Genomic DNA, 13,426 nt, shown 5'->3' on the forward strand with positions numbered 1-13,426 from the left:
TATGCTGAAGGATCAGGACCGGATCTTCACCAATATCTACGGCATGCATGACCGTTCGCTGAAGGGCGCGCAGATGCGCGGCCATTGGGACGGCACGGGCGAGATCCTGGCGAAGGGCAAGGACTGGATCATCGACCAGGTGAAGGCCTCGGGCCTGCGCGGTCGTGGCGGTGCGGGCTTCCCGACCGGCCTGAAATGGTCCTTCATGCCCAAGGAAAGCGACGGGCGTCCGGCTTTCCTCGCAATCAACGCCGATGAATCCGAGCCCGCGACCTGCAAGGACCGCGAGATCATGCGCCACGATCCGCATACGCTGATCGAAGGCGCGCTGATCGCTGGCTTCGCGATGGGGGCTGCGGCGGCTTACATCTACATCCGCGGCGAATATGTGCGCGAGAAAGAGGCGCTCCAGCGCGCCATCGACGAGTGCTACGACGCGGGTCTGATCGGCAAGAACGCTTGCGGGTCGGGCTTTGACTACGACGTCTACCTTTCGCACGGCGCGGGCGCCTATATCTGCGGCGAGGAAACGGCGCTTCTGGAAAGCCTTGAAGGCAAGAAGGGCATGCCCCGGATGAAGCCTCCGTTCCCGGCGGGCGCGGGCCTCTACGGCTGCCCGACCACGGTGAACAACGTGGAATCCATCGCCGTCGTCCCGACCATCCTGCGTCGCGGCGCGGATTGGTATGCCTCCTTCGGGCGTCCGAACAATACCGGCGTGAAGCTTTTCGCGATGTCGGGCCATGTGAACACGCCCTGCGTCATCGAAGAGAGCATGTCGATCTCGATGAAGGAGCTGATCGAGAAACATGGCGGCGGCGTGCGCGGTGGCTGGAAGAACCTCAAGGCGGTGATCCCCGGCGGCGCATCCTGCCCGGTCCTGCCCGCGCATCTGTGCGAAGACGCGATCATGGATTATGACGGCATGCGCGAGCTGAAGTCCTCCTTCGGCACCGCCTGCATGATCGTGATGGATCAGCAGACCGACATCATCAAGGCGATCTGGCGTCTGGCCAAGTTCTTCAAGCATGAAAGCTGCGGCCAGTGCACGCCGTGCCGCGAAGGCACCGGCTGGATGATGCGCGTGATGGACCGTCTCGTGCGCGGCGAGGCCGAGATCGAAGAGATCGACATGCTCTTCGACGTGACCAAACAGGTCGAAGGCCACACGATCTGCGCATTGGGTGACGCGGCCGCCTGGCCGATCCAAGGCCTGATCCGCCATTACCGCGAAGAGATCGAAGACCGCATCAAGGCCCGCAAGACGGGCCGCATGGGCGCGATGGCTGCCGAATGAAGCAACCTGCCGGATATCACCTGGCCGAGCTGAATATCGGCCGACTGGTTGCCGAACCGGGCGACCCGCGTGTGGAGGCTTTCATGAAGGCCCTCGACGCGGTGAACGCGATTGGCAAGCGGTCGGACGGGTTCGTCTGGATGATGGAGGGCTCGGGTGAGCCCGGCACCGGCAATACCGAGACCAAGATCGGCGGCGATCCGTGTTTCGTGTCGAACCTGACGGTCTGGGAAGACGTGGAAAGCCTCGAGAAATTCGTCTGGAACACCGTGCACCGCGCCTTCTACGAGCGCCGCGCGGAATGGTTCGAGGTCTTGGGCGAACAGCATTTCGTCATGTGGTGGGTGCCCGCGGGCCATCGACCCACCCTCGACGAGGCGCTGGAGCGGCTCGAGGACCTGCGCGCGAATGGCTCATCCGACCGTGCTTTCGGCTGGAAGGACCTGCCGCAAGCCACGCTGTGGAAGACGCGCGCCTGCGCGGCGGAGGCGGCATGATGCGCGCGGTGATCATATCGGGCTGCGCGCTCTCGCTGGCGGGCTGCATGGCGATGCCTGGCGATAACGAGGCCTCGAAAGGTCCGAACCGTCTGGCGGCGGTCGAGGGCTACACGGCGGGCTATGACGCGGAGGGCGCGCTCGTCGTGATGCGGCAGGCCACGCCGTTCGCGAATTACGACGGCGCCGAGGCGAAGCGCGCCGCGAATGCAATCTGCGGCGGGGCGGTGGCCTCGTCGATCGACGATACCTATCGGGATGGCGCTTGGGTCTTCCCGAATGGCTGTGCACGCGCGGCCTGAGATAAACCTGCGCGGGGATCGGTCCGCGCCCGAAGAGAAGTGACGGATAGCCATGGCTGACCTGAAGAAGATCATCATCGACGGCATCGAGGTCGAGGCCGACCCGAACCTCACGCTGATCCAGGCGTGCGAGCAGGCCGGGATCGAGGTTCCGCGCTTCTGCTATCACGAACGCCTGTCGATCGCGGGCAACTGCCGGATGTGTCTGGTGGAAGTCGTGGGCGGCCCGCCCAAGCCCGCCGCCTCCTGCGCGATGCAGGTGCGCGACCTGCGCCCGGGCCCCGAAGGCCAGCCGCCGGTCGTGAAGACCAACTCGCCGATGGTCAAGAAGGCCCGCGAGGGGGTGATGGAGTTCCTGCTCATCAACCACCCGCTCGACTGCCCGATCTGCGATCAGGGCGGCGAATGCGATTTGCAAGACCAGGCAATGGCTTACGGGGTGGACTTCAGCCGTTACCGCGAGCCCAAGCGCGCCGCGACCGAGCTCAACCTCGGCCCGCTGGTCGAGACCCATATGACGCGCTGCATCTCGTGCACCCGCTGCGTGCGCTTCACGACGGAAGTCGCGGGCATCACCCAGATGGGCCAGCTTGGCCGGGGTGAGGATAGCGAGATCTCGAGCTACCTGAACATGACGCTCGACTCCAACATGCAGGGCAACATCATCGACCTGTGCCCGGTGGGGGCGCTGGTCTCGAAGCCCTACGCGTTCACCGCCCGCCCGTGGGAGCTGACCAAGACCGAAACGATCGACGTGATGGACGCGCTCGGCTCGAACATCCGTGTCGATACCAAGGGCCGCGAAGTGATGCGCATCCTGCCGCGCAACCATGACGACGTGAACGAGGAGTGGATCTCGGACAAGACCCGCTTCGTCTGGGACGGGCTGCGCCGCCAGCGTCTCGACAAGCCCTATATCCGCGTCGACGGCAAGCTGAAGCCCGCAAGCTGGGGCGAGGCGCTGAGTGCCGCCGCCGAAGCGATGAAGGGCAAGAAGGTCGCCGCGCTCGTGGGCGATCTGGTCTCGACCGAAGCCGCGTTCAGCCTCAAGCAGCTGATCGAAGGTCTGGGTGGCAAGGTCGAATGCCGCACCGATGGCGCGCGCCTGCCGATTGGCAACCGCTACGGCTATGTCGGCAATGCGAAGATCTCGGATATCGAGACGGCCAAAGAGGTCGTGCTGATCGGCACCAACCCGGCCATCGAGGCTCCGGTACTCAACGCCCGCCTCCGCAAGGTCTGGGCCAAGGGCGGCAACGTCTCGCTGATCGGCGCGGCCTGCGATCTGACCTATGATTACGCGCATCTGGGCACGGACCGCGCGGCGCTGGCGAAAGCCGTGGCCGAGGCCGGTGCGACCGAGGGCGCGCTGGTGATCGTGGGGCAGGGTGCCTTGAACGAGGCCGATGGCGAGGCCGTTCTCGCCCATGCGATGAAACTGGCCGAGGCGATGGGCGGCAAGCTCATGGTTTTGCACAACGCCGCAGCCCGCGTGGGCGCGATGGATGTGGGCGCTGTGACCGAGGGCGGTCTGCTGGCCGCGATCGACGGCGCCGAGGTGATCTACAACATGGGCGCCGACGAGGTGGAGATCGCACCGCGTTCGGAAGGCGGTCCGTTCGTGATCTATCAGGGCAGCCATGGCGATCGTGGCGCGATGCGCGCCGACGTGATCCTGCCGGGGGCGGCCTACACGGAAGAACACGGGCTCTTCGTGAATACCGAAGGGCGTCCGCAGCTGGCCTTCCGTGCGGGCTTCCCGCCGGGCGAGGCGAAGGAGAACTGGGCGATCCTGCGTGCGCTTTCGGCCGAACTGGGTGCCAAGCAACCCTGGGACACGCTCGCCGGTCTGCGCCGCGCGATGGTGGCCGCGGTGCCGCATCTCGCGCAGGTCGACACCGTGCCGGAAAACGAGGTTCAGCCGATCGCGCCGCGCGACATGGGCGCTGCGACCTTCCGGCTGCCGATCCGCGAGTTCTACCTGACCAACCCGATCGCACGGGCCTCGGTGGTGCTGGCGGAATGCTCGGCGCTGGCCAAGGCGCGGGCCGAGACCCCGGTCGCGGCGGAGTAAAGACTGATGAACCTGAGCCTCACCCGGATCGCACCGCTTGCCCCCGGCCTTCTGGCCGGGCTGGCGGCCTGCGCGCCGAGCGAGGGGAAGGACAGCCGGGCCGAGCCCGGCAAGATCGACTATCGGGGCGTCGAGACGCGCCTTCTCGATGGCGATCTGGTGGAGTTTCGCGTCGCGCTTTCGGGCGAGGGCGCGGGGGAAGACGCGGTGAGCGATTACGCACAATGCGCGGCAGCGCAATATGCGCTGATCCGCGGTTACGGCTTCGCGCGCCACGTGCGCACGAACGTCAAGGAAGAGGGTGGCATCTGGCGGGCGGATGCGGTCTACACCATTTCGCCCGCCCTGCCGCAAGGGCTGAAGACGATCGACGCTGAAGTGACGGTCGGCGACTGCGCGGATCGGGGAATTCCGACGGTTTGAGGACAGTGGGGAAACATGGCTGAGTTTTTGGCGACACCTTGGGGCACTTTCCTGCTCATTCTGCTGCAGGGCCTGGCGGTCATCGCATTCGTGATGATCTCGATGATCTGGCTGGTCTATGGCGACCGCAAGATCTGGGCTGCGGTGCAGATGCGGCGCGGGCCGAACGTGGTGGGTCCGTGGGGTCTGATGCAGACCTTCGCGGATGCGCTCAAATATGTGGTGAAGGAAATCGTCGTGCCTGCGGGCGCCGACAAGTTCGTCTATTTCCTCGCCCCGATCCTGAGCTTCGTGCTGGCGCTTCTGACCTTCGCGGTGATCCCCTTCGCCGACGGTTGGGTGCTGGCCGATATCAACGTGGCGATCCTCTTCGTCTTCGCGGCGTCCTCTCTCGAGGTCTACGGCGTGATCATGGGGGGCTGGGCGTCGAACTCGAAATACCCGTTCCTCGGCTCGCTGCGCTCGGCCGCGCAGATGATCTCCTACGAGGTCTCGATCGGCCTGATCATCATCGGCGTGATCATCTCGACCGGCTCGATGAACCTCTCGGCCATCGTGCACGCGCAGGACACCGGCTATGGCCTGCTGGGCTGGTACTGGCTGCCGCACCTGCCGATGGTGGCGCTGTTCTTCATCTCGGCGCTGGCCGAGACCAACCGGCCGCCCTTCGACCTTCCCGAAGCGGAATCCGAACTCGTCGCGGGCTTCATGGTGGAATACAGCTCGACGCCGTACCTGCTGTTCATGGCCGGCGAATATATCGCGATCTGGCTGATGTGCGCGCTGATCTCGATCCTTTTCTTCGGCGGCTGGCTCTCGCCCATTCCGGGTATCCCTGACGGGGCGCTCTGGATGTTCGCCAAGATGGTTTTCTGGTTCTTCATGTTCGCGATGGTGAAGGCGATCGTGCCGCGTTACCGCTACGACCAGCTGATGCGCATCGGGTGGAAGGTATTCCTGCCGCTGTCGCTCGCCTGGGTGGTGATCATCGCCTTCCTCGCGAAATTCGAAATCTTCGGGCAGTTCTGGGCCCGCTGGGCGATGGGGAGCTGATAAATGGCTTTCGACTATAACCGCGCCGCCAAGTATTTCCTGCTGGTGGACTTCATCAAGGGCTTCGGTCTGGGCATGCGTTACTTCTTCGCACCCAAGCCCACGCTGAATTACCCGCATGAAAAGGGGCCGCTGAGCCCGCGCTTCCGGGGTGAGCACGCGCTGCGCCGCTACCCCAATGGCGAAGAGCGCTGCATCGCGTGCAAACTGTGCGAGGCGATCTGCCCCGCGCAGGCGATCACCATCGACGCGGAACCCCGCGCCGACGGTTCGCGCCGCACCACGCGCTACGACATCGACATGACCAAGTGCATCTACTGCGGCTTCTGTCAGGAAGCCTGCCCGGTGGATGCCATCGTCGAAGGTCCGAATTTCGAATTCTCGACCGAGACCCGCGAAGAGCTGTTCTACGACAAGCAGAAGCTTCTCGATAACGGCGCCCGCTGGGAGGCCGAGATCGCCCGCAACCTCGAACTGGATGCGCCCTACAGATGACCGACGATTTTTCGAAACTGTTCAGCTCGATGATGGAGCAGGGGGCCGAGATGGCCCGCCTGTTCAACCCGGCGCTGGAAAGTTTCAACCCCGCCGCGATGGAGAAGCTTTTCCCCACCATGTCGAAGGACATGATGGAGATGTGGTTCGGAAAGACCTTCAACCGTGAAGGGCTCGACAGCCGCACCCGGCTTCTGGTGACGATCGCGGCGCTGACGGTTCTGGGCGCGCAGGCCGATGCACAGCTGCGCCTGACGATCCGTCACGCGCTCGAGGCTGGGGCCACGCAACGCGAGATCGCCGAGACGATCTTTCAGATGAGCATGTTCGGCGGCGTGCCCGCCATGACCAGAGCGCTTGAGATCGCGCAATCGGTCTTCGACGAGAAATCGGGAGAGAACGCATGACGGTGTTTGCTTTCGCCTTCTACCTCTTCGCCATCACGGCGGTGGTTGCGGGCTTCATGGTGGTGATTTCCAAGAACCCCGTCCATTCGGTGCTCTGGCTAATCCTGACTTTCCTCTCGGCGGCGGGGCTGTTCGTGCTGCTGGGCGCGGAATTCGTCGCGATGCTGCTGATCATCGTCTATGTGGGCGCGGTCGCGGTGCTCTTCCTCTTCGTGGTGATGATGCTCGACATCGACTTCGCCGCGCTCAAGGGCGAGCTGGCGCGCTATATGCCGCTGGGGCTGCTGATCGGGGTCGTGATGCTGATCCAGCTCGGGATCGCCTTTGGCGCCTGGCGCACCTCCGACATGGCCGAGAGCCTGCGGATGGCGCCGATGCCCGAGGACCAGACCAACGCGCATGCGATCGGCATGCTGATCTATGACAAGTATCTCTACCTGTTCCAGACCGCGGGGCTGATCCTGCTGGTGGCGATGATCGGGGCGATCCTGCTCACGCTGCGCCACCGGGTGAACGTCAAGCGCCAGAACGTGATCGCGCAGATGCATCGCGACCCGGCCAAGACGATGGAAATGGTGGACGTCAAACCGGGGCAGGGGCTGTGAGCGGACAAAGAGAAGCGCAAGACGCGGACCGGAAAACGAGGGTGAGAACATGATCGGACTGGAACATTACCTTGGCGTCGCCGCCGCATTGTTCGTGATCGGCATTTTCGGGATCTTCGTGAACCGCAAGAACGTGATCGTCATCCTGATGTCGATCGAGCTCATGCTGCTCGCGGTCAATATCAACCTGGTGGCCTTCTCGGCCTATCTGGGAGACCTCGTGGGGCAGATCTTCACCATGTTCGTCCTGACCGTCGCCGCCGCCGAGGCCGCGATCGGGCTCGCGATCCTGGTGGTCTTCTTCCGCAACCGCGGCTCGATCGACGTCGAAGACGTCAACGTGATGAAGGGATAAGGGACGATGGAAACGATCATTCTCTTTGCGCCGCTCGTCGGTGCGATCCTCGGCGGCTTCGGCTGGCGTGTGATCGGCGAGAAGGGTGCCATGGTTCTGACCACGGGCCTTCTGTTCCTCGCCTGCGCACTCAGCTGGATCGTCTTCCTCACGATCGGTGAGACGACCCAGCATATCCACGTGCTCAACTGGATCACCTCGGGCGATCTGGACGTGAGCTGGTCGATCCGCATGGACCGCCTGACCGCGATCATGCTGATCGTGGTGACGACGGTCTCGGCGCTCGTGCACCTCTATTCCTGGGGCTACATGGCCCATGACGAGAACTGGACCGAGAAAGAGAACTACAAGGCGCGCTTCTTCGCCTACCTGTCGTTCTTCACCTTCACCATGCTGATGCTGGTGACCTCGGACAACCTGTTGCAGATGTTCTTCGGCTGGGAAGGCGTGGGCGTCGCGTCCTACCTTCTGATCGGCTTCTACTACAAGAAACCTTCCGCCAATGCCGCGGCGATGAAAGCCTTCATCGTCAACCGCGTGGGCGATTTCGGCTTCCTGCTCGGCATGTTCGGCCTGTTCTACATGACCGGCTCGCTGAAGATGGACGATGTCTTCGCCGCCGCCCCCGCGCTGGCCGAGACCGAGCTGCACTTCCTCTGGACCCAGTGGAACGCGGTCGAGTTGATCGGCTTCCTGCTCTTTGTGGGCGCGATGGGGAAATCGGCGCAGCTCTTCCTGCACACCTGGCTTCCCGACGCGATGGAAGGTCCGACCCCGGTGTCGGCACTCATCCACGCCGCGACCATGGTGACCGCGGGCGTCTTCCTCGTCTGCCGCATGTCGCCGGTCTACGAATACGCACCGCACGCGAAGGACTTCATCCTGATCATCGGCGCGACGACCGCCTTCTTCGCCGCGACCGTGGGTCTGGTGCAAAACGACATCAAGCGCGTGATCGCCTATTCGACCTGTTCGCAGCTGGGCTACATGTTCGCCGCCGCGGGCGTGGGCGTCTACTCGGCCTCGATGTTCCACCTGCTGACCCACGCCTTCTTCAAGGCGCTGCTGTTCCTTTCGGCGGGTTCGGTCATCACCGCGATGCATCACGAACAGGACATGCGTAACTACGGTGGCCTGCGCAAAAAGGTGCCGGTGACCTTCTGGGCGATGATCCTGGGCACGCTCGCCATCACCGGCGTCGGCATCCCCTTCACCCATATCGGTTTCGCAGGCTTCCTGTCGAAGGACGCGATCATCGAGAGCGTCTGGGGTGGCAACGGTGCGGGCTATGCCTTCTGGCTGCTCGTGATCGCGGCGGTCTTCACCTCGTTCTACTCGTGGCGTCTGATCTTCATGACCTTCTTCGGCAAGGAGCGGGGCGATCATCATGCGCATGAGCATGCCCATGAGAGCCCGCTCGTGATGACGGTGCCACTGATGGTGCTGTCGGTCGGCGCGGTCTTCGCGGGGATGGTGTGGTACAACGCCTTCTTCGGGGATCACACGAAGCTGCTGAAATTCTTCGGCATGCCCGCTCATGAAGAGCACATGGTCGCCGAAGGCGCCGGTCACGGTGCGGGTGAAGAGGCGGCTGGCGAGCAGGCAGCGGCGGGTCACGGCGCGGCCATGACCGAGACCGAGGCTGAACATGCCGTGGTCGAGGACGCCAAGGACTCGCCCGACATGGGCGCCGCGGCGGCCGTGCTCGCCAATCCGGGCGTGGCTCCGCAAGGCGCGATCTACCTGCATAGCGAGAACGACGTGCTCGACCGCGCGCACCACGCGCCGGCCTGGGTGAAGCTGTCGCCCTTCGTCGCGATGCTCTCGGGGCTGATCGTGGCTTGGCTCTTCTACATCAAGGACACGAGCCTGCCCAAGCGCGCCGCCGAGGCGCAGCCTGCGCTGTATCGGTTCCTGCTCAACAAGTGGTATTTCGACGAGCTCTACGAGCGCATCTTCGTGCGCCCGGCGCTCTGGCTGGGCTACCAATTCTGGAAGAAAGGGGACGAGGGCTCGATCGACCGTGTCATCGACGGCATGGCCGTGGGTATCGTTCCGACATTCACAAGGTTCCTTAACAGGATGCAATCGGGCTATCTGTTCCACTACGCTTTCGCGATGGTGATCGGTCTCGTGGTGCTCATGTTCTGGGTCGTCCTGAACGGGGGGGCCAACTGATGCAACACCTGCTTTCCATCGTCATCTTCACGCCAGCTTTCGCGGCGCTCATCCTTGCGCTGGTTCTGCGCGGGGGTACGGAGGCCGCTGATCGCAATGCGAAATGGGTGGCGCTGACCGCGACTTCGGTCACCTTCCTGATCTCGCTGTTCCTGCTCGCCGGGTTCGACCCGTCGAACACGGGCTTCCAGTTCATGGAAAAATACGACTGGATCATGGGCTTCCAGTATCGCGTGGGTGTCGACGGTCTCTCGATCCTCTTCGTGATGCTGACGACCTTCATGATGCCGCTCGTGATCATCGGCAGCTGGAACGTGACGGACCGCGTGAAGGACTACATGATCGCCTTCCTCGTCCTCGAAACGCTGATGGTGGGCACTTTCGTCACGCTCGATCTGGTGCTGTTCTACCTGTTCTTCGAAGCGGGTCTCATCCCGATGTTCCTGATCATCGGGATCTGGGGGGGCAAGCAGCGCGTCTACGCCGCGTTCAAGTTCTTCCTCTACACCTTCTTCGGCTCGGTCTTCATGCTGGTGTCGATCATCTACATCTACTTCCACACCGGCACGACCGACATGCCCGGGTTGCTCATCTACGAGTTCCCATACACACCGGTGCACATACTCGGGATAACGGTCCCCGGCGGGGTGCAAACGCTGCTCTGGCTCGGTTTCTTCATCTCCTTCGCGATCAAGATGCCGCTCTGGCCGGTGCACACCTGGCTGCCTGCCGCGCACGTTCAGGCACCGACCGCAGGTTCGGTCGTCCTGGCCGCGATCCTGCTGAAACTGGCCGACTATGGCTTCCTGCGCTTCTCGCTGCCGATGTTCCCGGTGGGCAACATGGTGGTGGGGCCCTGGGCGATGTGGCTTGCGGTGATCGCGATCGTCTGGACCTCGCTGGTGGCGCTGGTGCAGACCGATATCAAGCGCGTCATCGCCTATAGCTCGGTCGCGCACATGGCCGTCGTGCTGCTCGGGATCTTCTCGGGCACCCAGCAGGGTATCGAGGGCGGTATCTTCATGGTGATCGCGCATGGCTTCACCTCGGGTGCGCTGTTCCTCGTGGTGGGTGTGGTCTATGACCGGATGCACACCCGCGAGATCGCGGCCTATGGCGGGTTGGTGAAACGTATGCCGGCCTACGCCACGATCTTCATGTTCTTCACCATGGCCAATGTGGGCCTTCCCGGCACCGCGAATTTCGTCGGCGAATTCCTGATCCTCGCCGGCGTCTTCCAAGTGAATACTTGGGTCGCGGTCTTTGCCACCACGGGTGTGATCCTCTCGGCGGCCTATGCGCTCTGGCTTTACCGCCGGGTCGTGTTCGGCGACCTCATCAAAGAGAGCCTGCGCTCGATCACCGACCTGACCACGCGCGAGAAATGGATCTTCGCACCGCTCGTCGCGATGACGCTGATCCTCGGGGTCTACCCGGATCTGGTGACGAATATCATCGGGCCCTCGGTGACCCAACTTGTCCAGAACTACCACGATGCCTTGCCGGACAAACTGTTGTCCGACCTGGTCGAACACTGAGGAGCTAGAGGGATGACTTCTGCGGATTTCTCGATCGTCCTTCCGGAGTTTCTGCTCGCCATCTACGCGATGGCGGCGCTTCTGGCGGGTGTCTGGTTCGGCAAGGACGCGCTGGCGCGCACGATCCTGTGGACCACCGTGGCCGCGATGCTGGTCATCGCCGCCTGGATCGGCCTCGCCGAAGCGGGCGCGCATGAAGCCTTCGGCGGGCTCTTCATCGACGACGCCTTCTCGCGCTTCGCCAAGGTCATGGTGCTGATCTCGGCCGCGCTGGTGATGGCGATGAGCGCCGATTACATGGAGCGCCGCGGTCTGCTGCGCTTCGAGTTCCCGATCCTCATCACGCTTGCCGTCATCGGCATGATGATGATGGTCTCGGCGGGCAACCTGATGTCGCTCTACATGGGCCTCGAGCTGCAATCGCTCGCGCTCTACATCGTGGCCGCCCTGCGCCGCGACAGCGAGCGGTCCTCCGAAGCGGGCCTGAAATACTTCGTCCTCGGCGCGCTCTCCTCGGGCATCCTGCTTTACGGCGCCTCGCTGACCTATGGTTTCGCGGGCACCACGCAGTTCTCGGGCATCGTGCAGGTCGTTCAGGCCGGGCATCTGCCGATCGGGCTGCTCTTCGGCATGGTCTTCCTGCTCGCGGGTCTGGCCTTCAAGGTGTCGGCCGTGCCCTTCCACATGTGGACGCCGGACGTCTATGAGGGCTCGCCCACCCCGGTCACCGCTTTCTTCGCGACCGCCCCGAAAGTGGCCGCGATGGCTCTGATCGCACGGGTTGTCTTCGACGCTTTCGGTCAGGTGCCCGATGAGTGGAGCCAGATCCTCGCGCTGCTGGCCGGGTTCTCGATGGTCTGGGGCTCGCTCGCTGCGATCGGCCAGAAGAACATCAAGCGTCTGATGGCCTATTCCTCGATCACCCATATGGGCTTCGTGCTGCTCGGCATGTCTGCGGGCACCGCCGAGGGCGTGCAGGCGATGCTGACCTATATGGCGATCTACGTGACGATGAACGTGGGCGTCTTCGCCTTCATCCTCTCGATGGAGCGCGACGGCCAGCCGGTGACCGACATCAAGTCGCTCAACCTCTATGCGCGTCAAGATCCCACGAAGGCGATGGCGATGCTGGTGCTGCTGTTCTCGCTCGCGGGCGTGCCGCCGATGCTGGGCTTCTTCGCCAAGTTCTCGGTGCTGCAAGCGGCGCTGCATGCCGGCTATATCTGGCTGGTGCTGCTGGGCGTGATCGCTTCGGTCGTGGCGGCCTTCTACTACCTGCGCATCGTCTACTACATGTATTTCGGCAAGGAGGTCGATCCGCTCGACAACCGGATGCCGGCGATCCAGTGGGTGTTCCTGATGGTGTCGGCTCTGGCGATGGTTCTGGGGATCTTCAACCTCTTCGGCATCGAAGGCGCGGCGCAGGCCGCGGCCGCCGCCCTTGTCAACTGATCGGGAGAACTGGCCCGAGGGCGTGGCGCGACACGTCCTGCCCTCGGTCGACAGCACGATGAACGAAGCGGCCCGGCTAGCGCCGGGCCTTTCGGGTTCTGCCTGGATCTTTGCGCACCGGCAGACGGCCGCGCGCGGGCGTCGTGGCCGCGACTGGCGCGCGCCGGAGGGCAATTTCTCGGCGACGCTGGTGATGCGGCCCGACGGGGGCCTGGCGCAGGCCGCGCTCTATTCCTTTGTCGCGGCGCTCGCGCTCGAAGCGGCGCTGGCCCATGTGGCGGGGCCCCATGCGCGGCTCTCGATCAAATGGCCCAATGATGTGCTGCTCAACGGCGGCAAGATTGCCGGTATCCTGCTCGAAAGCCTCAATGGCGGCGCGCAGATCGCGATCGGGATCGGGGTGAACCTCGCCCAAGCCCCGCCGCGCAACGAACTGGAGCCCGAGGCGATGCCCCCGGTGAGCCTTGCGGGCGAGACCGGCCTGAACGTCACCCCCGAAGAGTTCCTGCCCATGCTCGCGCAGGCCTTCGCCCATTACGATCGCCAATTCCGCGATTACGGCTTCGACGCGATCCGCAACGCCTGGCTTGCACGCGCGGCCCGTCTGGGCGAAGAGATCACCGCGCGCACCGGCACACAGACCTATCGCGGGACGTTCGAGACCATCGACGAGACCGGCGCCCTGATCCTCACCGGCCCAGAGGGCCGCCGCGCCATCTCGGCTGCGGATATCTTCTTCTGACGTGAAAG

General features: G+C 63.8%; 14 protein-coding genes. All 14 read left to right on the forward strand.

All coding sequences use genetic code 11. The features are described from left to right. Position 1 precedes the first annotated feature (1 nt). From nuoF to BMG00_RS15045, 14 genes are read left to right on the forward strand one after another with little or no spacing between them, the layout of a single operon-like run. Positions 2-1,297 carry an NADH-quinone oxidoreductase subunit NuoF gene (nuoF, locus tag BMG00_RS14980; RefSeq protein ID WP_038078956.1) on the forward strand — a complete coding sequence of 432 codons (1,296 nt, stop codon included), beginning with the start codon at positions 2-4 and terminating at the stop codon, positions 1,295-1,297. Continuing rightward, positions 1,294-1,794, forward strand: a complete 501-nt coding sequence (locus tag BMG00_RS14985; protein ID WP_078574911.1) for a DUF3291 domain-containing protein — start codon at positions 1,294-1,296, stop codon at positions 1,792-1,794. The genes nuoF and BMG00_RS14985 overlap by 4 nt, the downstream gene beginning before the upstream one ends. Continuing rightward, positions 1,791-2,096, forward strand: a complete 306-nt coding sequence (locus tag BMG00_RS14990) for a hypothetical protein (protein ID WP_158521744.1) — start codon at positions 1,791-1,793, stop codon at positions 2,094-2,096. Before BMG00_RS14985 ends, BMG00_RS14990 begins: the two co-directional genes overlap by 4 nt. Positions 2,097-2,148: 52 nt before the next feature. After that, a complete protein-coding gene (gene nuoG, locus BMG00_RS14995) occupies positions 2,149-4,170 on the forward strand; it encodes an NADH-quinone oxidoreductase subunit NuoG (RefSeq protein WP_078574913.1) in 2,022 nt (673 codons plus the stop codon). A 6-nt stretch (positions 4,171-4,176) separates the two neighbouring features. Beyond that, the gene (locus BMG00_RS15000) at positions 4,177-4,593 is read left to right on the forward strand and encodes a hypothetical protein (RefSeq protein ID WP_093470161.1); all 417 of its coding nucleotides are present in this window, start codon (positions 4,177-4,179) and stop codon (positions 4,591-4,593) included. A 15-nt stretch (positions 4,594-4,608) separates the two neighbouring features. Beyond that, a complete protein-coding gene (gene nuoH, locus BMG00_RS15005) occupies positions 4,609-5,646 on the forward strand; it encodes an NADH-quinone oxidoreductase subunit NuoH (protein WP_078530060.1) in 1,038 nt (345 codons plus the stop codon). Between the two features lie 3 nt (positions 5,647-5,649). Further along, positions 5,650-6,141, forward strand: a complete 492-nt coding sequence (gene nuoI / locus BMG00_RS15010; RefSeq protein ID WP_038078969.1) for an NADH-quinone oxidoreductase subunit NuoI — start codon at positions 5,650-5,652, stop codon at positions 6,139-6,141. Then, the gene (locus BMG00_RS15015; protein ID WP_078530059.1) at positions 6,138-6,548 is read left to right on the forward strand and encodes a carboxymuconolactone decarboxylase family protein; all 411 of its coding nucleotides are present in this window, start codon (positions 6,138-6,140) and stop codon (positions 6,546-6,548) included. Before nuoI ends, BMG00_RS15015 begins: the two co-directional genes overlap by 4 nt. Next, positions 6,545-7,153 carry an NADH-quinone oxidoreductase subunit J gene (locus BMG00_RS15020; RefSeq protein ID WP_078530058.1) on the forward strand — a complete coding sequence of 203 codons (609 nt, stop codon included), beginning with the start codon at positions 6,545-6,547 and terminating at the stop codon, positions 7,151-7,153. The genes BMG00_RS15015 and BMG00_RS15020 overlap by 4 nt, the downstream gene beginning before the upstream one ends. A 49-nt stretch (positions 7,154-7,202) precedes the next feature. Beyond that, positions 7,203-7,508, forward strand: coding sequence for an NADH-quinone oxidoreductase subunit NuoK (nuoK, locus tag BMG00_RS15025; protein ID WP_038078975.1), 306 nt, complete (start codon positions 7,203-7,205; stop codon positions 7,506-7,508). Between the two features lie 6 nt (positions 7,509-7,514). After that, positions 7,515-9,686: an NADH-quinone oxidoreductase subunit L gene (nuoL, locus tag BMG00_RS15030; RefSeq protein WP_078530057.1), complete on the forward strand. Its 2,172-nt coding sequence runs from the start codon at positions 7,515-7,517 to the stop codon at positions 9,684-9,686. Continuing rightward, a complete protein-coding gene (locus BMG00_RS15035; RefSeq protein WP_078574914.1) occupies positions 9,686-11,224 on the forward strand; it encodes an NADH-quinone oxidoreductase subunit M in 1,539 nt (512 codons plus the stop codon). Before nuoL ends, BMG00_RS15035 begins: the two co-directional genes overlap by 1 nt. Positions 11,225-11,236: 12 nt before the next feature. Continuing rightward, complete coding sequence (nuoN, locus tag BMG00_RS15040; protein WP_078574915.1) at positions 11,237-12,676, forward strand: NADH-quinone oxidoreductase subunit NuoN; 1,440 nt, start codon at positions 11,237-11,239, stop codon at positions 12,674-12,676. Then, the gene (locus BMG00_RS15045; RefSeq protein ID WP_281251073.1) at positions 12,666-13,418 is read left to right on the forward strand and encodes a biotin--[acetyl-CoA-carboxylase] ligase; all 753 of its coding nucleotides are present in this window, start codon (positions 12,666-12,668) and stop codon (positions 13,416-13,418) included. The genes nuoN and BMG00_RS15045 overlap by 11 nt, the downstream gene beginning before the upstream one ends. The last annotated feature ends 8 nt before the right edge of the window (positions 13,419-13,426 follow it).

It is taken from the genome of Thioclava marina, assembly GCF_002020135.1.
Classification (GTDB): Bacteria; Pseudomonadota; Alphaproteobacteria; order Rhodobacterales; family Rhodobacteraceae; genus Thioclava; species Thioclava marina.